This window comes from Dehalobacter sp. TeCB1 (genome assembly GCF_001707455.1).
GTDB classification, from domain to species: Bacteria; Bacillota; Desulfitobacteriia; order Desulfitobacteriales; family Syntrophobotulaceae; genus Dehalobacter; species Dehalobacter restrictus.
In genome coordinates, this window is the sequence record NZ_MCHF01000022.1 from 55,605 (window position 1) to 79,002 (window position 23,398).

Here is a 23,398-nt window from a genome sequence, read left to right on the forward strand (position 1 = left end):
TCTAAGCCCTCCTTATATTGACCAGACAACATTTATATTCGGGTGTTCCTGCTGTCGGGTCAATTACGCCGATGGTTACTTCATTGATGCTTGATCCAGGATTTAAAGATGCAAAACCCCAACTCCAAGGTACACCGATCGTTTCGGTCGGCTGTCCATGTACCTCATACGACTGAATGCGGTCTGTGACAAGACAACGAATCTCAACCTTGCCGCGTGCCGAGGATATTTCAACGCGATCTCCATCTTGTACGCCAATTTTTGCTGCAAGGTTTTTGCTGATTTCTGCAAAAGGTTCCGGCATCAGTTCGTTCAGCATCGGAATGTTGCGGGTGATACCGCCGGCACAGAAGTGTTCGCTTACGCCATACGTCGTCAGCACATAGGGATAATCTTTACGGTTACCAACCTTCTGAACATCGGGCAATGTTTTGGGCATTGCCACAATCGGATTGCTTGATACATTCGGATGGAAGATATTTTCCGCAGGGCTTTCCACCGGCTCGTAAAACTCTGGTAGCGGACCATCGTTGCAGATCCCTCCTACATTCACGCCGCCAACCGGTTTGCCGTCTGCTGAAGGCGTTGTTGGTATCCCGCTTGTATATTTGCCTGCAAACAAACGCCCTACTCCTTCCGGATTCATACGGAAAGCCAGCTTTCCTTCTGGAGTGTCAGGCCCTTTGGTCTTGTCGACTACGTCAGCACCGTCATTGCCGGCCCAAACATTTTTGGCCGCATCCCACCAAATTAATTTGCGTTTGGGATCCACAGGCTGTCCCTGGGCATCACAGGATGCACGATTGTATAAAATACGGATATTTCCCGGCCAAGCAAAGCTCCATTCGCGGAACAATCCAAGTCCGGAGGGATCTGCATCTCCCCGGCGTGCAGCCAAATTGCCTTTCCCGGTAACACCGGCATAAATCCAGCATCCGGTAGATACTGACCCGACCGGTGCTTTGAGATAATCGGCTAATGTCGGCAATAATTCCCCGCTTGTTTCATCATAGCCGTTTAATTCCTGCAAAACCTTAAGCGCTTTCGGCTCATGGCCGTAATCCCAGCGCGCATCGAGAATCGGTCTGTCTTTGGGATTAGTACTGCCTTCATATAAGCTTTTCACCCGCTTATACAACAGATCGAGCATATCCAAATCCGGTTTGCATTCGCCAAGGGGCTTGAGCGCTGCATCCTTCCACTGAACCCAGCGGCCTGAGTTCGTCAGCGTCCCGTCTTTTTCATAGACAAAGGCAGCCGGTAAAAAGATTACTTCCGTCATAATTTTAGATGGATCAACACCGGGCTCCCGCCAGAACTGGGCAGTCTCAATTTCAAATAGATCAGAGACAACCAACATCTCTAGTTTGGGCAAAGCCTGGCGGACCACTTCGAGGTTTGGTACGGATACCAATGAATTGGAGCCAATATTCAACATCATCTGGAATTGGCCTTTATTCACCGCATCCCAAATTCGAACCAAACTTGAATTAACATTGGAATCATACTTTGGCAGATAATTGAAACAATAGTCGTTTTCCTTGGTCGCTTTATCTCCGAACCAGGCCTTCAATAACGATACGAGATGTTTTTCCCGGTTGGAGCCGTTTCGTACCAAATAATCTTTGAGTGTCTTGTCGGAATGGGAGGGGGCCGGAAGATAACCTGGCAGATTATTATAGAGATTGGCCATATCCGTGGAACCCTGGACATTCGGCTCGCCGCGCAAAGCGTTGATACCGCCTCCCGCTTTGCCGATATTGCCCATCAACAGCTGGATAATGCCGTAACACCGGATACCTTGCACGCCCGTTGTGTGATGGGTCATCCCCAATGCATAAAGGATGGACGCGGGTTTGGCACTGCAGAAAGCATCAGCAATTTCCTTAATTTTTGATGCAGGTATCCCTGTAATATTCTCAGCAGTTTTCATATCATAACGGGAATAATGCTCTTTCAATTTGCTGAAGACGCTGTCAGGATCAGTAAGGACCAGAGCTTTAACCGGTTTGTTAGATTCGTCTAGCTGATAACCCCAACTATCGGTTTTGTATTTTTTCTTTTCGGGGTCAAATCCGGAAAATAGTCCATCCTTGAATTGAAAATCCTTGCTTATTTTGTACAGAGCATTTGTGTAGTTAAGGACATAATCGTGATCATAGAGCTCATTTTCCAATATATAATTGATGATAGCCCCCAGATAGGCAATATCTGTACCCGGGCGAATCTGAGCAAATATATCTGCCTGCGAGGCTGTCCGTGTAAAACGGGGATCAACCACAATCACTTTTGCTCCGCGCTCCTTGGCCTTATTGATCCACCGCATAGCAATGGGATGGTTTTCGGCACAATTTGAGCCTGCAATTAAGAATAGTTCAGCATTCATCAGATCCGGCCAGGAATTGGTCATGGCACCACGGCCAAATGAAGGTGACAAACTTGCCACCGTGGGCGCGTGTCATATCCGGGCCTGATGTTCGTTATAGGGCGTCCCTAAAAGCATTGATAGTTTTTTAACTAAGTAGGATTCTTCATTATCGATTTCAGCCGATCCTAAAACAGCAATCCCCTCAGCCCTGTTGACAGCGAGTTTCTCGGTCTTCCCTGTAGCTGCGTTAATGACATCGGCATCAGCCTTCCAGGTTTTCTCCCTGACATCTTTGACTTTTTTGGCTACTTTGTCGATAGCCTCGTCCCAGGATATTTCCTGCCATTCATTTGCCCCCGGAGCACGATACATCGGTTTCGTAATCCGAGCCTCAGAATAAGCAACTTCTCTCAAGCTGGCTGCCTTAGAACAAAGTGCCCCGTTATTGGTCGGATGATCGGGATCCCCGGCTAAATACACCAGCTTTTCATCTTTGATATAGAGAAGCAAGCCGCACCCTCCGGAACAAAAATGGCAAATGCTCGGAATTTTTTTTGTACCTTCAATCTTAAGTGCATATCCCTGAGCCTGAGCGAGGTCGGGATCAAAACCAAGGCCAAGCGCCAGCGAAGCCAAGGAAGCTCCTGATAGTTTCAGGAAATTACGTCTTGATAAATCCATTTTTCTCCTCCTTTACTTTTTTTAACACAACAATTTTTACTTTTTGCAAGTTTTTAAATTTTCTGAATATTCTAACCTGCAATGTCATTAATATTAAACTGACATAGGAAATTAATCAAGTATTGTTAATTACTTAACAGAATTGGGCTTTTTTTGCGAATACTTGTCAAACGTCTTAACATTTTTGGTTCCTCTGTGGCCGTCACCGCTTTTTAGTCTCCTTGGTTCGCAAAAAAAAACGCCTCAAATTTCTATTTGAAGCGTTTTCTTGCGACTAATATCGACTAAGATGTAAAATAAGGGTCAATTGCTGACTGGTTCCTTCTTAAGTGCCTCATTTGCAATCAGCACCTGACCGAAGGCAAGACCGCCGTCCCCAGACGGGAGTTTCTGCGGGTAAAGGATCTCTACCCCGATCTCTCCCGCCAAGAACAGTAGAATCTCGGTCAACAGCTTATTTTGAAAAACACCCCCTGCAATCGGCAGTTTTTTGTTTTCAAGACCAATAAACAACGCCGTTTCTAGCATCTGACACGCTAAAGAATAGTGAAATCTAAGCGCAGCTTCCCCAGGGTCTTTCTGAAGCAGCACATCGTTGGAGATCTCTTTTAAGAGGCTCCCCACTTTTACGTGAAGAACACCGGGCTGCGGTTCACCTGAAATCTCCAGACAGGCTGGATATAAAGCCGGATATAAGTCCGGACAGAAACTTCCATCTGTCCTGCCGGCCATTTCGTTATATTGCTCAATAAGACGCAAGCGTCCCTCTGCATTTGTCTGACCGGTTTTCTCGTATTGGTCCAAGAGAGCGGCCAACGCCTTGACCCTCATTGAAGCTTGCAGCGTTATTTCTAGGAATTCGTTCCGGTTTTTTTGTGTACCCGTATTTCCGTCTTCCAGCCATTTCTCGGCCACACTCTCCAGTTCAATCGCTGCCTGTCCCTCGTATGTCACTTCTGTACAAATTCCGAGCATACCGCTGACCGCGTCAAAGAGGCGTCCTGCGCTGGAAGTTTCAAACAGCTGGAATCCGCTTCGAAGCTGGCCATCCAGGATATTCTTTTCCTGAGAAGATAATTTTGTCCAAAGCGGTTCCGTCTGCTGCCATTCTTCTTGCGTCATAAGTTTCTTCAGGTAAGCATAGGCAATCCTGAGCGGATATTTGGCTCCGGCATCGCCGCCGGGCAAGGGCAAGTATTCAAGGTGTGCTTTGCGCTCATAGCCTTCCTGATTTCCGAAAAGATACTCAAAGCCCCAGATCCTGCCGTCCTCGCCATAACCTGTCCCGTCGCAAATCAGGCCGAGCATCGGATCATCCATCCCATGTTCAGCCATCACGCTGACGAGATGGGCATGATGGTGCTGAACGCGAAATTTCGGGCAATCCATCGACCGGGCAATCCGGGTCGTCGAATATTCCGGATGCATATCATAAGCAGCTTTTCGCGGAACGATGCTCGTTACTTTCTGAAAGGAGTATAACTCCTGTTCAAATCGTTCCAAATTTTCATATCCATGCATATCTCCAATATACTGGCTCATGAAAGCCATCTTTCCGGAAGCAAGGCAGAAAGCATTTTTCATTTCTCCGCCCAGACCGACAATCGTTGTTTTGATCTCCTGTTTTAAAAATAGCGGCAGCGGCACATAGCCCCTGGCCCTACGGATAAAGATCATTCGATCCCCGATCATCTGCATGACTGAGTCATCACACGGATGATAAATATCTCTGTTGTTTAGAAGAAAATAATCTGCAATTCCGCTTAGTCCTGCCAACGCTTCCTGATTGTCATAGATTAAAGGCTGTCCACTCAGGTTTGCGCTGGTCATCACGAGATAATCATAGGTCCCCTGAAAGAGCAGATGATGAACCGGTGTATACGGCAGCATGATGCCAAGTGATTGAAGGCCGGGTGCCGTTTGCGGAGAAATCCGGCTATTCCTATTCTTCTTTCGCGGCAGCAGGACAATTGGTGCAGAGGGACCGGCAAGCGTCGATCTTTCGAGCTCCGTTATGGTCACCTCTTTGAGGGCGGTTTCAATATTCCTGGCCATGACAGCAAATGGTTTTGCTCCGCGCTCTTTGACCCGGCGCAATCTGCTGACCGCCTCATCATTGCAGGCATCACAGACAAGATGAAAGCCGCCAAGACCTTTGACGGCCAGAATCGCGCCTTCCTGCAGCAAGTTAATGCCGATCCCGTTGCCGCTAATTTCATTGCCTGTACAATCCAGTAGTTTAAGTGCTGGCCCGCAGACCGCACAAGCAGTCGGCTGAGCATGAAACCGCCTGTCCAGCGGATCCTGATATTCCTGATGGCATTCCGGGCACATCTGAAAACCCGCCATGGTCGTTTTCTCGCGGTCATAAGGCCGATCCTTAATAATTGTGTAGCGCGGACCGCAATTGGTACAATTAATAAACGGATAGAGGTAGCGCCGGTCCTTACTGTGAAACATCTCCTGCAGGCAGTCCCTGCATACTGCAACATCCGGGGAGATCAAAACATCCTTGTCTTCGGACTCCCTGCTTTCTGTGATCGTGAACTCCCGGTAATGCTGAACCGGGATCTCTGTTATCTCCAGCGAAACGATCACAGCCAAAGCCGGCTGGTCTGCTCTGATTCTGCGAATAAAGTCTTCCACCCGTTCCCCTTCAGCCTGAATCTCGACTCCGCCGCTGAAATTGTTTACCCAGCCTTTAATGTCCAGCTCCCGGGCAAGTTTAAAAATAAACGGCCTGAAGCCGACACCCTGAACAATGCCGTTGATCAGAATTTTTACAGCTCTTATCACGTTTTACCACTCTTCTGTTTGAAATATCATCCTTATTTTTACATTGGGTCTTTTCTCTAAGGTTATTTGGGAAGATATCCGGTATCAACCAGATGATTGATCAGCTCGTCGGGATCAACATCGGACTTGATAAAACCATTCGCTTTGAGAAATTCAGCAGATTCTTTAAGTTTTTCAATGTCCTGACTGTCAATCGGCATTGTAAAATCAAATTTCGGATATAAAGCAGTTACTGCTTTAAGCTCCATTCCATTGGCGTCAGTCGTCATTCGCAAAGCCTCATCCTGATTTTCCTGGATCCAGTCCAATATTTGCTGATGAATTTCCAGAAAACGCTTTGTTGTTTCAGGGTACTTCTGAATAAACTCTGTTCGCGCGGCGATTACAGCCTGACCCAGGATAAGGCCTTCAGCATTCCGGATCAGGGTGATTTTTTGGGAAGCAATCCCTTTGGTCAGCAGCGGATCGGGGATGACCGCAGCATCCACTTGTTTTTGCAGCAACGCGTTTAGCGCGTCAGCTGAGGCCATGCTGATTATTTCTACGTCATTGGCAGACATGCCTGCCTCGGCAAGCGCTTTGATCAGCATTTCATGCAGCATCGTTCCCTTCTGCAGGGCGACCTTTTTTCCCTTCAGATCCGCTACGGATGCAATTTCGCCACCTTTAGCTGCAACCAGGCCGATCCCCTTCGGAAACTTGGAATAGCTTGAAAGAATCTTAATATCGTTGCCGTTCGCATTCGAAATGATGGCCGAAACATAATTCAGTGATGTGGCAAAATCAATTGATTTGCCAGCAAGGGCTTCCGTTGTTGCCGGACCTTCCAATTCGTACCACTTCACCTGAATTTCATCCTTCGCAAATTCGTCTTCAAACATCTTTTTCTCCAGTGCTACAATTGCCGGGGCGTTCAAAGGCTTCGTCGAATACGATATATTAATAATTTTTGGTTTTTCCTGCTGTTTGGCCGTATTCGGCTGACAGCCTGTCACCGAAATCAGCAGCAATAATGATAATAATACAGTAATACAAATTTTAAGATACTTCTTCATGATAATCCTCCTACTAATACTTATCGAAAACATTTGATTCACTTAGCGAATGGCCTCTAGTATAGTTTTCCTCATGTTGATAAATTCTAACCTATCAGGATTTCTTGGATAAGCAAAAGGTACTTCCAGTACCTCTTTGATCGTACCGGGAGACGGCGACATAATCATGATTTTTTGACTGACAGTCAGTGCTTCTTCGATATCATGGGTGACAAGGATAACCGTTTTTCCGGTTTTCTGCCAAAGATCAATGATTTCTTCCTGCATTCTGGCCCTGGTCTGGGCATCAAGGGCCGAAAACGGCTCATCCATCAAGAATACTTTCGGTTTAAAAGTAAGCGCTCGCGCCAAAGACACCCTTTGGGCCATTCCGCCGGACAGTTCGTAAGGATACGCTTTGCTGAACTGTGTTAACCCTACTAACTGAAGCGAGCTGGCGACAATTTTCTCAACTTCGTCTTGTTTCTCTACTCCTTGGATACCCAGCGCGGTATTTTTTTCAACGGTCAGCCACGGAAAGAGCCGCGGTTCCTGAAATACGACGGCACGCCCATAACCGGGCCCGTCAATGTTTTCTCCATCAATCAGCACTTCTCCGCTGCTCGGGGGTTCCAAGCCTGCAATAATCCGGAGTAACGTAGTTTTGCCGCACCCGCTGGCTCCGACAATACTGACAAATTCTGATTGGTTGCACCGGAAATTGACCTCTTTCAGGGCTTCAATACTTCCCCAGTCGCTGTGGAAAACCTTACCGACATCACGGACTTCGACTAAAACCTTATTCATTTGCGCTCACCTGCCTGATACATCTTTTTCCACGGCATCAGTTTATTTTCAATCTTTCTGAGGAAAAAGTCGATCAGCATCCCGGCAGCTCCGATGGTAAACATCGCGACAAATATCTTATCGGACTGAGCTAATTGCCTGCCTTCAATAATCAGATAGCCTATCCCTGAGGATGCACCCAGCAGTTCAGCTCCGACCAATGCCCGCCAGCAATTACTTAACCCCAGCCTCAGACCCACAAAAATCGACATAGCCGCCGAAGGAATATACACCTTTTTGACCATTTCCCACGGAGTAAGCATATAGGCATGGCCAACTTCAATCAGCTTCGGATCTACACTGGTGACGCCCTGCACCGTATTCAGGAAAACCGGAAAAAATGAGGCATACACAATCACTGCAACTTTTGAGGCTTCATCAATCCCGAGCAGAAGCATAAAAATCGGGATCCAAGCGATTGGCGGGATCTGCTGCAAAAAATGCAGCGTAGGATTCACCCAATGCCTGAACCCTCTGACTTTGCCTACCAGAATACCCATCGGAACTGCAAAAACAACCGTCAAAAAGAACCCGTACACCAATCTCCGCAAACTTGCCAGCAGATGTTCTTCCCAAATCCCGGTTGCAAGCATATGCAGAAATGTTTTTAAAATCTCACTTGGCGGAGGCAAGATGTAGGTATTAACCAGACTGCTGCGTGCCGCTAATTCCCAAACTACAATCACAGCTGATGGGAAAACCGCCCCTCTGAGTATATTCAGAAGCTTTGTCCGGTTATGTGGATTTCCATGCCGGTCAAACCTTTTTTCCGTTTTTTCCTGATTGATTTGCATCAAGTGGTGTACCTACCCTTAGCTCGAATTAAAGCTGCACTGTTTCCTTGGGAATTAATACTACAACATTCGGAAAGAAAAAGAAAGAGCCTAAGCATTCTACGCATTAGGCTCTTTCTTGACGAGGTGTTTTCTAGGGAAGTTGCATCCCTCGCACGAAATAATTTTGTGCAAGAATGCAATAATTTGAAGAAATCAGCAAAAATATTGAGAAATCTGGTTGTGATAGCAAGATTACGACTTGCAGAGATATTCGTTAAACTTGCCGCGCTGCGTATAATACGTGTGCAGCAGTTCATGCGACTTATGGCCATTGGGTTCTTTCAGGAACTCGGCATACAGTTTCATGACATCCTCATTCTCATGAGATTTCCTGAGCTGTTTGCCTTCATCTTCCTTATAAATAGCCTGGAGACGTTTCTGACGAATCTCCGGTGTGGTCGGTCTGGGCTGTCCACCGCCGCTGATGCAGCCGCCGGGGCATCCCATCACTTCGATAAAGTGATAGGGGGATTCACCTTTGGCAATTTGGTCCAGAAGGATCTTCGCTCCTGCCAGACCACTGGTTACAGCAACTTTTACCGTAACTCCATCGAGGAACTTATAAGCCTCAACAGGATTCTCGATGATCACATCCGCTGTCTTAATCTGTTCCAGGCCAACGATCGGAGTAACATGGAGCTTATCAAACGGCAGTTCCCGTCCCGTAACCACTTCGTAAACCGTACGCAGGGCAGCTTCCATAACACCGCCGGTAACACCGAAGATATCGGCAGCACCGGAGGAAAGACCCAGCGGATTGTCAAATTTGCTGTCTTCGAGGTTTACAAAATCAATGCCGGCTTCCTTAATCATCTTGGCAAGTTCTCTGGTCGTCAGTACGGCATCGACATTCGGTACGCCATTGTTCTGCATTTCCGGTCTGGAAATTTCGAACTTCTTGGCCGTACAGGGCATGATCGATACAACATACATGTCCTTCGGATCCACTTCGATCTTGTCGGCATAATAGGACTTCGCCAGCGCCCCAAGCATGGTATGCGGGGATTTACAGGTCGAGAGATGGTCAAGTTCTTCCGGATAGGCATGCTCAACATATTTGATCCAGCCCGGGCTGCAGCTTGTAATCATCGGCAGGGCAGCCTGGCCGCCGGTCAGCACATTTTTCACCCTGGTCAAGAATTCGGTGCCTTCTTCCATAATGGTCAGGTCAGCCGTAAAGTTGGTGTCGAACACATCGTCGAAGCCAAGTTCTCTCAAAGCAGAAGCGAGTTTACCGGTAACGAGTGTCCCAGGTTCCAGCCCGAACTCTTCACCGATTGCAGCCCTAATCGCAGGGGCAACCTGAACAACAACGCGTTTATTGGGATCATTGATCGCCTGCCAGACATCCTGGATCGCATCGGTTTCCTTCAGCGCGCCTACCGGGCAGACCACCGTACACTGTCCGCAGTAAGCACAGTTTACGGAATTGATCGGCAGATCCATAGCAGGACCGACAACCGTCTTAAATCCGCGGTTTTGTGCATTCAGAATGCCAACCTGCTGAATTTCGTTGCAGACAGTGATACATCTGCGGCAAAGAATGCATTTGGACATATCCCGGGTAATGGAAGGGGATTTGTCGATGCAGCCGGCTGAACGTTTTCCTTCAAAACGGGCTTCACTGACGCCGAGCATATTACCCATTTCCTGCAGCTCGCAGCTTTGATTGCGTTCGCAGTTTAGGCAGTCTTTCGGATGGTCGGACAGAATCAGTTCATAAAGGACTTTTCGGGCCTTCCGGACTTTTTCGGTGTTGGTTTTAACAACCATTCCTTCTCTGACCGTAACCATGCAGGAAGGCTGAAGGCTCTTGGCCCCTTCGACTTCAACAACGCACAGTCTGCAGGAACCAAACTTATGAACGCCTTCCAAATAGCACAAGTTGGGAATATGAATATTGTTCTGTTTCGCGGCTTCCAGGATAGTCGCGCCCTCCAAAGCGGAAACACTTTTGTTATTAATTCTTAAATTTACCATGCCTTTACCCTACCTCCTGTCACAGCGTAAACAGCGCATAGATTCTGCAATTGCATTGAGCTTGTGGTACCCTTGAGCCACCTCGCAGAAGCAGTCTTTTCTCTTTTCAGGGTCAAGAACTTCCATTGGGAATCTGGCATGCTCAACGAGTTCGTCCTGATCTGCCGGCGCAGGAATTTCGATCTTTTCGCCTTTATTCAGCACGCCTTTGCCGCCCAGGTAGAGGTCAATGGAAGATGCCGCCTTCTTACCGTCCGCAATTGCCGTGATCGCGACATCGGAACCTCTGGCAACGTCACCGCCGGCAAATACGCCATCCATCGTGGTCATCAAGGTATCTTTATCCGTAATAAAAGTTCCCCAGTCTGTTAATTCAACATCATCCATTCCGACAAACGGCAGATCCGAAGACTGGCTGACCGCCGGGATGACCATATCGACCTTCAGGGTGAAATTGGACCCTTCTTCAATTTTTGGTTTTCTTCTGCCGGCAGAATCAAAGCCGCTCACCTTCATTCTGACGCATTCAATTGCTTCGATTTTGTCTTTGCCAATAAAACGGGTCGGGGCAACCAGCGGAATAATTTCAATGCCTTCTTCAATCATATCGCAGATTTCTCTGGCATCAGCAGGCATATCTTGAATAGTTCTTCTATACAAAACATTGACTTTCTTAGCGCCTAACCTTAAAGCCGTTCTGGCTGCATCAATCGCAGTATTGCCGCCGCCGATAATCGCTACGGTTTCACCGATCTTCACATCCTGTCCGAGGTTCACATTGCGCAGGAAATTCAAGCCGTGAACAACCCCCTCGAGGTCTTCGCCTGGGATATTGATCTTGTTGGACAGCTGGGTTCCTGTTGCAATATAAATGGAATGATGTTTTTTGCGCAGCCCGGCGAAGCTGACGTCATTGCCTACTTCGGTATTCAGATGGATCTTGACGCCGACTTGCTCAATCAGTTTGATTTCATGCTTGAGCACGTCTTTGGGCAGCCTGTATTCCGGAATACCAAATGCAAGTAGGCCTCCGGCCACAGGCGCTGCTTCATAAACATCGACCTCATAGCCAAGTCTTGCCAGGTAATAGCCGCAAGTCAAGCCTGAAGGACCTGCGCCGATAATGCCGACGCTCTTGCCGTTTTTCGGGAAGACAATGTCTTTCGTGGATTCTTCTTCATGCTTGAACGCATAATCCGCCACGAACCGTTTCAGATCGGAAATCGAGATCGCTTCGTCCAGCTGCGCCCTGCGGCATTTGCTTTCGCACGGGTGCGTGCAAATTCTTCCGCAAATAGCCGGAAACGGATTTTCCTGTCTGATAAGGTTGTAAGCATCGATATATCTTCCTGCCGAGATCAAGCCCATATATCCGGGTACATTGACGCTTGCCGGGCAGGCATTCTCACACGGCGAAAGGAACAAATCCGAACATACGCCGGCGCGGCAGTATTTGTTCTTGATATGCTCTTCGTATTCGTCACGGAAATACCGGATGGTGCTTAAGACCGGATTGGGAGCCGTCTGACCCAAACCGCACATGGCGGTTTCTTTGATCTGAGCGCCGAGCTCTTCGAGAAGTTCGATATCGCCTTCCTGGCCTTCTCCCTTGGTAATGCGTTCCAGGATCTCGAGCATTCTCTTGGTTCCCACACGGCAAGGAACGCATTTTCCGCAGGACTCATCCTGGATGAAATCCATGAAGTACCTGGCGGTATCGACCATACAGGTATCCTCATTCATGACGACCAGTCCGCCGGATCCCATAATGGCACCGATTTTGCTGATATTTTCATAATCCATCGGCGTATTCAGATATTCCTTCGTGATACAGCCGCCTGAAGGGCCGCCGGCCTGGGCAGCCTTGAAGTTTTTACCTCCGGGAATGCCCCCGCCAATATTGAACAAAATATTGCCGAGGCTCATGCCCATCGGGACTTCGACGATACCGGTATTGACGATATCTCCGGCCAGTGCGAAGACCTTGGTGCCTTTGCTCTTTTCAGTGCCAAACTGCGAATACCAGTGCGAACCCTTCAGAATAATCGGAGGAATGCAGGCAAGGGTTTCTACGTTGTTGATAATGGTCGGTTTGCCAAACAAGCCGCGTTCGAACGGGAACGGTGGTTTTTGTTTGGGTTCTCCGCGTTTGCCTTCGATCGAAGCCATCAAGGATGTTTCTTCACCGCAGACAAAAGCGCCTGCGCCAATCCGGATTTCCAGGTTGAACTCAAAATCCGAACCAAACAGTTTCGCTCCGAGCAGGCCGCATTCGCGGGCTTCTTCAATCGCGGCACCCAGACGTTCAACGGCAATCGGATACTCCGCCCGGATATAGACATAGCCCATGCTTGCACCAATCGCATAACCACCGAGCATCATCCCTTCAATGACACTGTGCGGGTCACCTTCGATGACGCTTCTGTCCATGAACGCACCAGGGTCTCCTTCGTCAGCATTGCAGACCATGAATTTCTGATCGCTCGTTGATTTCATTCCAGCTTCCCATTTGATGCCTGTAGGGAACCCGGCACCGCCGCGGCCTCTGATGCCGGACTTTTTAACTTCATCGACAACATCCTGCTGCTTCATGCCACCCACAGCTTTGGCAATCGCATAATAACCGTCTTTGGCTATATAAGCGTCAATCGAAGCGTATTCGATCTGTCCGCAATTTCTGAGCGCAATTTTGACCTGGTCTTTGAAAAAATCAATATCCTTAATATTTGGAACGTGTTTGCCAAGCGTCTGATCGTAGAATGTATACTTTTCCAGCACCGTACCGTTGATAATGTGGGATTTTACGATCTCGGCCATTTTTTCGGGATTAACATCCGTATAAAAAGTCTCATCAGGCAGAATAAGAAGGACAGGACCGACAGCACAAGTTCCCATACAGCCTGTCTCACTAACTGCAACCTTGTCCTGAAGCTCGTATTCTTCCAGATATTTCACAAGCGCAGCGGATACTTCACCGCAGTTGGAGGATACACAACCTGCGCCTCCGCATACAAGGATTTGATAATTATACTTGGACAGTTTTTCACTGTATTCCTTTTTAATTTGATCCAAATCAGCAACACGATTGATTTTCATGCGCTTTATTTCACCTCCAGCCCTACCCTAATTTCTATATTTATTCAGGATACTATCAAGCTTATCCGGGTTAACCTGCTTATACACGACATCGTCGATCATCATCGCCGGAGCCAGTCCACAGGCACCGATACAACGGGCTACCTCAAAAGTGAAGAGCCTGTCTTTCGTTGTTCCGCCAACTTCTATGTCCAGGATCTGTTCCAGACGGTCGATAATTTTCTTGCCACCCCTTACGTAGCAAGCCGTACCAAGGCAAACACGGATAATGTGCTTTCCTCTGGGCTGCGTCGAAAAGAAAGAGTAAAAAGTAACAACGCCCGATACCTCCGACAAAGGCATGTTCATGCTTTCTGCAATAAATCTCTGGATTTTCAGAGGCAAATATCCATAAATATTCTGAGCCATATGAAGAACTTGAATCAGGCTTCCTTCTCTATTCTTGTATTTTTCTATTACTTCAGCAATCATGTCCAATTTTTGTTGGTCAGTTTCTTCGCTACAGCAACATTGACAATTCTCAACTTTGTTGCTCATTGTTTACCTCCTTAGGGTACCTATTCGTGTTCAAATTCGCAATCAGTGTCCAAAAAAAAAGAATTCCTCCCTACATTTCTTAATATATCAAAAAACACTAAACTTTTTTGATATACCAAAAAACTTCGTTACTTATTGGCCTTTGTCCCAACAATCACAAACCCAAAAAACAAAAAATATCGCCCCCCTGTCATTGAAACTTATCTATGGTATAACACAAACTGTGCTGACACCCTCCAATGGAATCGTTCAAGGTCTCATACCTTTTACGTACAGATCATCAAAACGGGGAAAAGAAATCTCCCAAAGCCGTCCCGGTACAGTAAAAAGTATGCAGCGATAACACAAATATGTAAAAAACAACCGTCAATATTTATTTCATAATCCTAAATATCCATCAGAATAAATATAAGATATCCCTTGAAAAATTATAGCACCCGCTAGATTTGACCGCAACACAAAGATACACAAAGAAACCTATAAGCATTCATACCAGAACTTGGAGTATCTATATATATTCCCCTAAATTTGGTCTGCGTCATGGATGCTATTCCACAATATGGCCGTTTCCATAAACAATATATTTGATGGTCGTCAGTTCCGGCAAAGCCATCGGACCGCGGGCATGCAGCTTTTGCGTGCTAATGCCAATTTCAGCGCCAAAACCGAACCTTCCGCCATCGGTAAAACGCGTTGAAGCATTGACATAAACCGCAGCCGCATCGATTTCATTTAAAAAACGCTGAGAGGCCGTGTAGTTTTCGGTAATGATCGTCTCAGAATGCTTCGTGCTATACGTATAAATATGATCCAGCGCTTCGTCAATACTGTTGACAACCTTAACGCTGATAATCAAATCAAGGTACTCCGTCGACCAATCTTCTTCCGTTGCCGGAACAGCATAATCCAAAATCTTTCTGACTCTATCACAGCCGCGGATCTCAACACCGTACGCTTTAAATTTTTTTCCAATCATCGGCAGGTACTCTTCCGCCACCGCCTCATGAACGAGCAAGGTTTCCAGCGCATTGCAGACGCCGGGTTTTTGGGTTTTGGCGTTAAAGACTACCGATACTGCCTTTTCATAATCAGCATCGAGATCAACATAGGCATGACAGACCCCTGTACCGGTCTCAATCACCGGAACGGTGGAATTTTCAACCACTGTCCGGATCAGTCCCGCCCCGCCCCGCGGAATGATCACATCGATATATTTATTCATGCGCATCAGCTGTAGGGCATACGCTCTATCCGTCTTCGGTATAAGCTGAATCGCACCTTCCGGAATTCCATTCTGTTCAGCGGCTTCAGAGATCACCCTGGCCAGTACTTTATTGCTTTCAATCGCTTCCGAGCCTCCGCGTAAGATGCAGGCATTGCCGGATTTTAAACACAGTGCCGCTGCGTCTACCGTCACATTCGGCCGGGCTTCATAAATCATCGCCACAACACCGAGCGGAACCATCGTCTTCTGAATAACCAGACCGTTTGGCCTTTTCCACAGTTCTCCGCCGCCGACAGGGTCGGGCAGCCCGACCACTTCCTTGATCGCATTGCTGATATCCGCAATTCCGGCGCTGGTAAGGCGGAGACGGTTGATTAAGCTTTTCTTGAGGCCCTTTTCCTCCGCTGCCGTAATATCCAGCACATTGGCTTCCAGAATTGCGTCCTGATTATCAAGAAGTGCCTGGGCCATTGCCAACAGTGCTTTATTTTTTGTCTCCGTACCCGTAAAAGCTAATTTGCGTGCCGCATTTTTGGCCCGTTGGCCAATCATGATAAGATCTTCAGCAAAATCCATGATTCAACAACCTCCTGTCAATCTCCCGTACATCCTATTCAATATCTCTTTTATTCAATATCTCATATATTTAATTACATTGCTATCCAAGATTATTCTTTTGCCGACGCCCAATGAATTATTTGACTTTCTTGATCAGTATTCCTGCGTAATCGTCAGGTTATCCCTGTGAACCAGTTCCTCTGCTTTAATTTCCGGAATCAGCCTGCGTATCTCCTCGGAGTGGAATCCTTTGACTTTTTCAGTTTCTTCACTGCTGAATTCGGTAATACCACGGGCAATTTCTTCTCCGCGGTTATTCACAATTTTAATCAGATCTTTGCGCTCCCAAAATCCTTCGATCCCGGTTACTCCGGAAGCGAGCAGGCTCTTGCCGTCATGAAGCAGGGCCTTTTCGGCACCAGCGTCAATGATAACCGTGCCCATCGATAATGCTGCATAAGCCATCCAGCGTTTTTTTCCATTAAGCTTATGCTTCAACGGCGGAAAATAGGTCCCTAAGGGATAGTTTCCTTCGACAATGTCTTTGATCTGGGCAATTCTTGACGCATTCATCAGAAAGGTCGGCGTCCCGAACCGTGTTGCCATTTCAGCAGCCTTTAATTTGGTGACCATGCCTCCGGTCCCAACCGCAGACCCTGTGCCGTCGGCCAGATTTTTTACCTCTGCCACATTCTCTACTTTCGGAATCAGTACAGCCTCCCGGTTATTCACTGGATTGGCTGTAAACAAACCGTCGACGTCCGTAAGAAGGACCAATAGATCTGCGTTGATCATTCCCGCCACCAGCGCGGATAACCTGTCATTATCCCCGAAGCATAATTCTTCGAAGACCACGGTATCATTTTCATTGATGATCGGAACAACTCCGAAGTTCAGCAGTTTTTCCAAGGTATTCTTGGCATTCCGGTAATGTTCGGCTTCAACCAAGTCGATCCGGGAAAGAAGGACCTGGGCACAGCTCATGCCATATTTCTCAAAATAGTACGAATACCTTTCAATCAATATTCCCTGCCCAACAGCCGCCGTGGCCTGCTTGCCGACAATATCCTTCGGACGTTCCTTCAGCTTCATCTTGGCCATCCCGGCAGCAACAGCGCCGGAGGTAACCAGGATGCAGTCTGTTCCCTGCTTTTTCAGTTCAGCAATGACCCCGGCCAGTTGATCGATGACCGTTTCATCAATGCCGCCTTCCGCGAGGCTTAAGCTGTTGCTGCCTATTTTTAAAACCGCCCTTTTCAGGGTATTCATTCAAACATACTCTCCTTCCATCTCTTCAGCCCGTTTGGCACACGCCTCCATAGCCTGATAGACGATATCTGCCAACCCGGCTTGCCGGAAGCTCTCCAGCGCCGCGTAGGTCGTTCCGTTCGGCGATGTAACAGCTTCTCTTAATTCCAGCGAGGTTTTGCCGCTCTCCGCAAGCATTTTCCCTGCACCGACCATGGTCTCTGCGGCCAGAAATTCAGCTTCGTCCCTCGTCAGGCCAAGCTTCTCACCGGCCAGAGCCATCAGTTCCGTTAAGAAATAGAAATAGGCCGGGCCACTGCCGCTGACGGCAGTCAGCGCATTCATTTTGCTGTCGCTAATCCACAGGAATTTTCCTAAAACAGCAAAGATAGCCTCAGCCGTTTTTGCCTGTCCGTCCGTGACACAGCGTCCTCTGGCCAATCCGGATACAGCCTGCAGAACCGCACTGGACGTGTTGGGCATGACCCTGATCACGGCAATGCCCGGAAGCGCCTGCTCGTAAACAGACAGCCCTATTCCTGCTACTACCGTAATAATAAGCTTTCCTGTAAGATTGAACTGAGCGAGCTGGTCAAGAAGACCTTTGATATCTTTAGGCTTTACCGCCAGAAATATAACATCTGATCCCTGAATAGTTTCTGCAAAAGAAGCGCTCGCAACACCATACGTTTGGGCCAGGAGTTCCGCTTTCTCCTGAAATACATCATAGGCCATGATCCGGAAATCCGTGTCCTGCTGAGATAACCCCTTAATCACGGACGAAGCCAGATTGCCTGTTCCAATAAATCCGATTGTCTGCACATTTACACGCTCCATTCTATCCTTAATTTCTTATTTTAATATTTTGACCATTTTTTCCTGTAAGTTTTTCCCTTGATATCTTTCAAATCATTTTGATTCATTAAAGAATACTTTCTGCAGAAAAAAATAAATACTTCTCTGTCCATCTAAGGACGAAAGAAGTATATCTTCCGCGGTACCACCTTAATTGCGAATACGCCGCTTCAAGCTCAGATAACGGTGAGACAGCCGTAGGATTATTCATCTCACTTCACAACTGGGTTTCTGTTAACTATCAAGAGAACTTCCAGCTTTGTACACACGTGTACGCAGTTCCCCTCTCTGTATGACCCATTAACATACTGGGTTGATCATCAGCTTTAATTTTCCAATTCCTATTTATTCTAGCACAAAAAATACCCGGAAACAACTTGAATGTTCGATGATGGATATCCCCAAAATACTGGCCGGATATTTGGTTGTCTGATAGATTTCAGGATGATATTCGGATAAAACAAGCTGATTTAGAATAAACCGGCTAATCCAGCTGCCAGCACGAACACGGCAAATATCATTCTGTAGATTGCAAAAATCCGCATCGGTTTTCTTTGTAAATACGAAATAAATTTCTGGATGACGATGACTGCAACCAGGAAGGATACAATGAAGCCGACAGCCAAAGACAAAATTTCCTGCGAAGTAAGTATAGCCAGACCGCCAATTTTTACAACCTTCAGCAGGCTCATCCCAATCATCACCGGAATCGCCAGAAAGAACGAAAATTCCGTGGCGGCTACCGTCGGCAGCCCGGCTACCCATCCGCCAATAATCGTCGATGCCGAACGGGACATCCCCGGAATAACGGCCAAACATTGAAATAAGCCGATCATAACCGCCTGTCTTGGGGAAACATTCAAGTCCCGGTCCCGTCCAACCGGTGCCTTTGTTCTAAGCTTATTCTCGGCGTAGATCATTAAGATTGCGCCGAGGAAAAGCGTTATCGCCACGGGAATCGGGAAAAACAGGTATTTTTCCGCGGTATTGTCAAACAGAATCCCGATCGTAGCGCCAGGAATGCACGCCAGCACAATCATCAGCCAGAATTTCAGTCCGGATTCCTGGTAGCCGACCCTTGACGGGAAGAAATCCACCAACGTCTGTTTGATCTTCTTCCAATAGAGTACAATGACCGCCAAAATCGCTCCAAGCTGAATCACATACGTATACATTTCCACATAATGCGGATTGGTACCCTGAAAGTTGATTAAATTTTGAAAAATAATCAAATGGCCTGTCGATGAGACCGGCAGGAACTCCGTGATCCCTTCCACGATGCCTAAAATAATGGATTGAAGAATAAATTGAATGGTTGCCATATGGTCTCCTTATCTGTGATCTTGATCTATGTATTCCCTTTTTTCTTACCTGGTCTATTTTGGCACTTATACAGGCTGTCTGTCAACCTTAGGTTATAAAACTCCTTTACACTCACCTTTGCAAGCCGGCTCGCGTCTTTATTGCATTTTTCCTTCACCGCCGGATCAAGTCTGGCCACACTTTTTGGTTTGCCGGTTTTTTGACGGTTATATAATCCACAGAAGGAGGAGAGCCTGGTAGTAGGTTAAATTCGTCAGCGCTGACGAATTTGAGCTGCCATTTTGATTCCCGCCTTTTTGGTAGCTTTAATTACAGCATACGTAGACGGGCTTCGGATGGTGAAGGCTTGAGTATAAACCTATCAAAATCGCCTTCCAAAATTGGGGAGCTGGAGGTCACTTTTTTTGCGCCAGAACGGCGCGGCCCTTGCAATCAATTTCATTTAACGCTCATTTAACTTGTCTAGCGAATAAATTTATCTTGTCAAATTATATATTCTATGGTATCATTAGGTTTTATGAAAGGGGGTGTGCATTTGAGCAAGAAACAAATTAATATAATTGAAGAAATTCTCGCTTCAGTTGGGCTTGAATCTTTAAAAGCTTCTGAGTCAAAGAATGTCCTCAAAAAAATCTCCTAAAAAGGGGCGTGATGAAAAATGATGCTAATTTCATATAGCCAAACCTTAAGTGAGTGAAAACGAGTTCCTGATTAAAAATTAAGGAGCTCGTTTTTTTTATTATGTTACTCTGAAAGGAAAAAGAAAGGTTAGTATCACGCAGTCAATCGTTGATTGCCTCGATTCCGAGCCGTTTAAGCTTGTCGAGGTGATCTCGCATGTTTTTGAGCTCCTCCGGAGAGTGCCCCTTCCAGTCCAAAACCTCGCCCATTACTCGTAGTGGGTGTTGGGTTCGGTAGGACCTCGTTGGATTCCCCGGAAACTTCTTGTCCGTCAGATTAGGATCATCCTCGATGGGACCTGTGGGCTCTACACGATAGATTCGACCGGGTCCGTCGCCCACTGCCAGTTCCGCTCCCCACGTTGCCGCATCCAATGTGGCAGTCAGATAGACGTAGTTGGCCTTCTTTCTCTCGCCATAATTAGAGCTATTGCCAGGTTCCAGCATGTCTCTCGCCTTCAGGTCGGCTTTTGTGCCGTGGTAGAAAGGTCCGTGATCCAATGTTTTAGACGGCGTCCGCTCGTTCTTCATATTCATTTCCTATCCTTACCTCCCCGTGGGAAACAGGTTGTTTCCATTACCCACTCCTCGAATATCATAATTCATTGGTAAATAACTTTATACGATTGTTATTGCAACCTCTTTTACTAATTTCATCTGTTATCAATGATTTTGAAATACACAATGCATTTATCCTGTTCTTAAGAAGTGTGTACTGAGAGGTACCCTCAACAAATTTTGGCTGTATTTTTTCACATCTACTGATAGCTGAAGAAACAATTTGTAGAGCTTCTTCTAATTCTTCACTTGTATATTTGTCCATAGTATTGCACCTCAACATTATTTTCAAAGATAAACTGCTTAGCTAATAATATTCATATATTTTTCTATAACCAGCTTATTTAGAATAATTACAAAATGCTTTGCATAATTTAGGCTGGAACCAAGATATATTGTTTCTGAATCAAAAAGAATGTTTTGAGAAATAATAAATATTACAAATTAATGTTAGGGGGCAATATAATGGTAAATAAATCCATATATAGGCGATGGTGGTTTTGGCTATTATGTATCATAGTAATTATCATACTTGTCCAAGCATGTAGTGGCGGTCAGTCTACCCCTGCTCCAACTCCCGCTCCAAATTCGTCTACCCCTCAAACTTCCACTCCCCAGGAATATAAGCTAAATGATGAGGTTAAGGCAGGAAATATTGGGTATTCTGCAAGCGAGGTAAAAAGGAGCACTAAAATCGGGCAAAATGAATATTTGCAAAAAACAACCGAAAATGAATATTTACTAATAAAAGTAAAGGTATCAAACAATGATAAAGAGACTCGTACCATTGATACTAGTTTATTTAAGTTAAAAGATGCTGAAGGCAAAGAATATTCTGCTATGGCTGAAGCAGACATGTATGTAAACGCCGATAATAGTTTCTTTCTAGCCCAGGTAAACCCGGGAACAAGCAAAAGTGGATATATTGTATTTGAAATTCCTAAAAACCTAAAAGGTTTAAAATTACAAGTTTCAAGTGGTTTAGGATGGTCTGGTGGACAGTACCAGATAATAAACCTTGGTCAATAGGCTTGGAAAAGTATAGATTGGGTGTATCCCAAATTCTGTGTAAACTCCAAAATTGATGTAAAACAAGGCTAAATATTTTATGGGAGCAATAGCTTTAATGGCTATCGCTCCTTTTGCCTAATGTACCCTTTGTACAACATGGTATACAAACAAAGAATCGAATTAATTAGATTTATTAATCCAGTGGATAAATAATACAGAAGAAAAGATTATTGATAGTAAAATTAAGGACACTCCTATTATTATCGGAAAATATATACAACTTGAAATTAATTCTTGGGATGTTGTCCATCCATTTGCACCCTCTGGTCTTGATACACTTATTGCTATATCACGACCTCTAAAAAATCCTACATATACAAATAGAACGCCACCCAAAAACAAGGTAACTATAGAAATGAGTGCTTTTGTTTGTTTTTGGAACATCAATATATCCTCCTTGTCCTTGATATCCTACAGATGCGCATTAATTCAAGCACACACAAAACTTTTCAGATCCGTGCAAGGATGCCCGGTTCCGCATGGTCTGTCGCTTAACGTTCCGTGAATTGCCGACGCTTCTCGACTTGATGCATCTTTCCTAAGTGTTGGCAATTCGCTGTTCGTATGAAGTACCATGCGCCCCAAAGACTGACTAAATTAATATCTTTCTAAATATTCTCTAGGTGAAACAATTTCCGGTTTATCAATTTCCACTTCAAAAAAGTCTTTATCCCCGGTAATTAGAATATCTACATCCGACAATAAAGCTGATACTAAAATCGGCAAATCCCCCTTATCCCTTATATCAGGATAGTTTGCGGAATTAATATCAGCAGGTGTGTAAACTAGCTCAAATGCAACCTTACTCAAAAACTTATCAAGCAAATGACTTTTCTCTCTAAATTTCTTTTTAAAAATCTCATTAAGTTCTTCAATAATATGTGAACAGAGTACAAGGGTGTGAGCTTCCGTTACACTTTGAATTACTATAGTGAGCTGAGATTTTGGGAAAAGAATAGCCGAAATAAGCACATTGGTATCAATCATGATTCTCATATTTCTTCTCCCAAATCTCTTTTCTTATATCTTTAACTAAGTTATTAACATCATCTTCAGAATAAATACCCTGCTTTTCAGCTACCCCTTGCATTCCTTCTTGTATTTCTTTCAATGCTATCATGGAGGAATTAGCAAAGACTATCTTATCGCCTTCTTCAATGAAGATAACTTTATCCCCTTCTTTTAAGTTGAGTTTCTTCCTTATTCCTATTGGTATTGTAATTTGTCCTTTTGAGGTTATCCTAGCAAGTTCCATTACAATCACTCCATTCCTTACTTTCCTTACTTCTTATTATACCACATATTATGCGTTATCAACCAGTTGTTTACATCTTCTTCCAAAACACTTTTGCATGGTATTTCACAGTAACGTTCTGCGAATTGCCGAAGTCTGGTTATTACATTCATATTCTCTCAGATTTTGCAAATTCGTTGTTAGGCGACGGACCTGCCCCCATATTCAGAGACGACCATGGACAGACCGTGTAAAAACTCATCCTTAATTTACAGTTATAAAATTGATTTACCAATAATTGCTCTTGTTGTACTACAAATATAAAAATACAAAGGTCTTTTACCCCAGTACTTCAATCAATTTCTTTACTCCCAGTATGTTTATTACTCTTTTAATATTATAAGACAACATTATCAAACTGATTTCAACTTCTACTTTTTCAAAGCCTTTCATCAGCAAATATGCTGCATTC

17 protein-coding genes are annotated in these 23,398 nt (G+C 45.6%); 1 reads left to right on the plus strand and 16 read right to left on the minus strand.

All coding sequences use genetic code 11. The features are described from left to right. Nucleotide 1 precedes the first annotated feature (1 nt). The 13 genes from fdnG to arr all read right to left on the minus strand — a co-directional run bounded on the left by fdnG (nt 2) and on the right by arr (nt 20,600). On the minus strand, nt 2–3,049 hold the full coding sequence (fdnG, locus tag A7D23_RS06280; RefSeq protein WP_083221879.1) for a formate dehydrogenase-N subunit alpha: 3,048 nt from the start codon (nt 3,047–3,049) through the stop codon (nt 2–4). Nucleotides 3,050–3,352: 303 nt separating this feature from the next. Further along, nucleotides 3,353–5,845, minus strand: a complete 2,493-nt coding sequence (gene hypF / locus A7D23_RS06290) for a carbamoyltransferase HypF (protein ID WP_019225932.1) — start codon at nt 5,843–5,845, stop codon at nt 3,353–3,355. Between the two features lie 62 nt (nt 5,846–5,907). After that, nucleotides 5,908–6,900 (minus strand): aliphatic sulfonate ABC transporter substrate-binding protein, encoded by a 993-nt coding sequence (locus tag A7D23_RS06295; protein WP_019225931.1) that lies wholly within the window; start codon nt 6,898–6,900, stop codon nt 5,908–5,910. A 42-nt stretch (nt 6,901–6,942) separates the two neighbouring features. Further along, nucleotides 6,943–7,686, minus strand: coding sequence for an ABC transporter ATP-binding protein (locus A7D23_RS06300; RefSeq protein WP_019225930.1), 744 nt, complete (start codon nt 7,684–7,686; stop codon nt 6,943–6,945). Then, on the minus strand, nt 7,683–8,519 hold the full coding sequence (locus tag A7D23_RS06305) for an ABC transporter permease (RefSeq protein ID WP_019225929.1): 837 nt from the start codon (nt 8,517–8,519) through the stop codon (nt 7,683–7,685). Before A7D23_RS06305 ends, A7D23_RS06300 begins: the two co-directional genes overlap by 4 nt. 234 nt (nt 8,520–8,753) lie before the next feature. Next, a complete protein-coding gene (locus A7D23_RS06310) occupies nt 8,754–10,541 on the minus strand; it encodes an NADH-dependent [FeFe] hydrogenase, group A6 (protein ID WP_019225928.1) in 1,788 nt (595 codons plus the stop codon). Between the two features lie 9 nt (nt 10,542–10,550). Further along, nucleotides 10,551–13,637 (minus strand): NADH-quinone oxidoreductase subunit NuoF, encoded by a 3,087-nt coding sequence (gene nuoF, locus A7D23_RS06315; protein ID WP_019225927.1) that lies wholly within the window; start codon nt 13,635–13,637, stop codon nt 10,551–10,553. 27 nt (nt 13,638–13,664) lie between these two features. Continuing rightward, on the minus strand, nt 13,665–14,174 hold the full coding sequence (gene nuoE / locus A7D23_RS06320) for an NADH-quinone oxidoreductase subunit NuoE (protein ID WP_019225926.1): 510 nt from the start codon (nt 14,172–14,174) through the stop codon (nt 13,665–13,667). 547 nt (nt 14,175–14,721) lie between these two features. Continuing rightward, nucleotides 14,722–15,975, minus strand: coding sequence for a glutamate-5-semialdehyde dehydrogenase (locus A7D23_RS06325; RefSeq protein WP_019225925.1), 1,254 nt, complete (start codon nt 15,973–15,975; stop codon nt 14,722–14,724). A gap of 135 nt (nt 15,976–16,110) precedes the next feature. After that, nucleotides 16,111–17,226 (minus strand): glutamate 5-kinase, encoded by a 1,116-nt coding sequence (proB, locus tag A7D23_RS06330; RefSeq protein WP_019225924.1) that lies wholly within the window; start codon nt 17,224–17,226, stop codon nt 16,111–16,113. Beyond that, nucleotides 17,227–18,042 (minus strand): pyrroline-5-carboxylate reductase, encoded by an 816-nt coding sequence (proC, locus tag A7D23_RS06335; RefSeq protein ID WP_336570669.1) that lies wholly within the window; start codon nt 18,040–18,042, stop codon nt 17,227–17,229. 488 nt (nt 18,043–18,530) lie between these two features. After that, on the minus strand, nt 18,531–19,382 hold the full coding sequence (locus A7D23_RS06340) for an undecaprenyl-diphosphate phosphatase (protein ID WP_019225921.1): 852 nt from the start codon (nt 19,380–19,382) through the stop codon (nt 18,531–18,533). A 783-nt stretch (nt 19,383–20,165) separates the two neighbouring features. Next, nucleotides 20,166–20,600, minus strand: a complete 435-nt coding sequence (gene arr, locus A7D23_RS06345; RefSeq protein ID WP_019225919.1) for an NAD(+)--rifampin ADP-ribosyltransferase — start codon at nt 20,598–20,600, stop codon at nt 20,166–20,168. A 486-nt stretch (nt 20,601–21,086) separates the two neighbouring features. On the opposite strand from arr, the gene A7D23_RS06355 reads away from it, so the two are divergent. Next, nucleotides 21,087–21,650 (plus strand): DUF4352 domain-containing protein, encoded by a 564-nt coding sequence (locus A7D23_RS06355; protein WP_019225917.1) that lies wholly within the window; start codon nt 21,087–21,089, stop codon nt 21,648–21,650. A gap of 162 nt (nt 21,651–21,812) precedes the next feature. Here the strand turns inward: A7D23_RS06355 and A7D23_RS06360 are convergent, their stop codons facing one another. The 3 genes from A7D23_RS06360 to A7D23_RS06370 form a co-directional block, all read right to left on the minus strand. Then, complete coding sequence (locus tag A7D23_RS06360; protein ID WP_019225916.1) at nt 21,813–22,076, minus strand: hypothetical protein; 264 nt, start codon at nt 22,074–22,076, stop codon at nt 21,813–21,815. A 213-nt stretch (nt 22,077–22,289) separates the two neighbouring features. Beyond that, on the minus strand, nt 22,290–22,688 hold the full coding sequence (locus A7D23_RS06365) for a putative toxin-antitoxin system toxin component, PIN family (RefSeq protein ID WP_019225915.1): 399 nt from the start codon (nt 22,686–22,688) through the stop codon (nt 22,290–22,292). Beyond that, nucleotides 22,672–22,947 (minus strand): AbrB/MazE/SpoVT family DNA-binding domain-containing protein, encoded by a 276-nt coding sequence (locus A7D23_RS06370; RefSeq protein ID WP_019225914.1) that lies wholly within the window; start codon nt 22,945–22,947, stop codon nt 22,672–22,674. Before A7D23_RS06370 ends, A7D23_RS06365 begins: the two co-directional genes overlap by 17 nt. Nucleotides 22,948–23,398 lie beyond the last annotated feature (451 nt).

Excerpts from the sequence above, each read along its gene's own strand:
- A7D23_RS06295 (WP_019225931.1), bottom strand. The coding sequence starts at position 6,900 with ATGAAGAAGTATCTTAAAATTTGTATTACTGTATTATTATCATTATTG.
- A7D23_RS06300 (WP_019225930.1), bottom strand. The coding sequence starts at position 7,686 with ATGAATAAGGTTTTAGTCGAAGTCCGTGATGTCGGTAAGGTTTTCCAC.
- A7D23_RS06305 (WP_019225929.1), bottom strand. The coding sequence starts at position 8,519 with ATGCAAATCAATCAGGAAAAAACGGAAAAAAGGTTTGACCGGCATGGA.
- A7D23_RS06310 (WP_019225928.1), bottom strand. The coding sequence starts at position 10,541 with ATGGTAAATTTAAGAATTAATAACAAAAGTGTTTCCGCTTTGGAGGGC.
- nuoF (WP_019225927.1), bottom strand. The coding sequence starts at position 13,637 with ATGAAAATCAATCGTGTTGCTGATTTGGATCAAATTAAAAAGGAATAC.
- nuoE (WP_019225926.1), bottom strand. The coding sequence starts at position 14,174 with ATGAGCAACAAAGTTGAGAATTGTCAATGTTGCTGTAGCGAAGAAACT.
- A7D23_RS06325 (WP_019225925.1), bottom strand. The coding sequence starts at position 15,975 with ATGGATTTTGCTGAAGATCTTATCATGATTGGCCAACGGGCCAAAAAT.
- proB (WP_019225924.1), bottom strand. The coding sequence starts at position 17,226 with ATGAATACCCTGAAAAGGGCGGTTTTAAAAATAGGCAGCAACAGCTTA.
- proC (WP_336570669.1), bottom strand. The coding sequence starts at position 18,042 with ATGGAGCGTGTAAATGTGCAGACAATCGGATTTATTGGAACAGGCAAT.
- A7D23_RS06340 (WP_019225921.1), bottom strand. The coding sequence starts at position 19,382 with ATGGCAACCATTCAATTTATTCTTCAATCCATTATTTTAGGCATCGTG.
- arr (WP_019225919.1), bottom strand. The coding sequence starts at position 20,600 with ATGAATATGAAGAACGAGCGGACGCCGTCTAAAACATTGGATCACGGA.
- A7D23_RS06355 (WP_019225917.1), top strand. The coding sequence starts at position 21,087 with ATGGTAAATAAATCCATATATAGGCGATGGTGGTTTTGGCTATTATGT.
- A7D23_RS06360 (WP_019225916.1), bottom strand. The coding sequence starts at position 22,076 with ATGTTCCAAAAACAAACAAAAGCACTCATTTCTATAGTTACCTTGTTT.
- A7D23_RS06365 (WP_019225915.1), bottom strand. The coding sequence starts at position 22,688 with ATGAGAATCATGATTGATACCAATGTGCTTATTTCGGCTATTCTTTTC.
- A7D23_RS06370 (WP_019225914.1), bottom strand. The coding sequence starts at position 22,947 with ATGGAACTTGCTAGGATAACCTCAAAAGGACAAATTACAATACCAATA.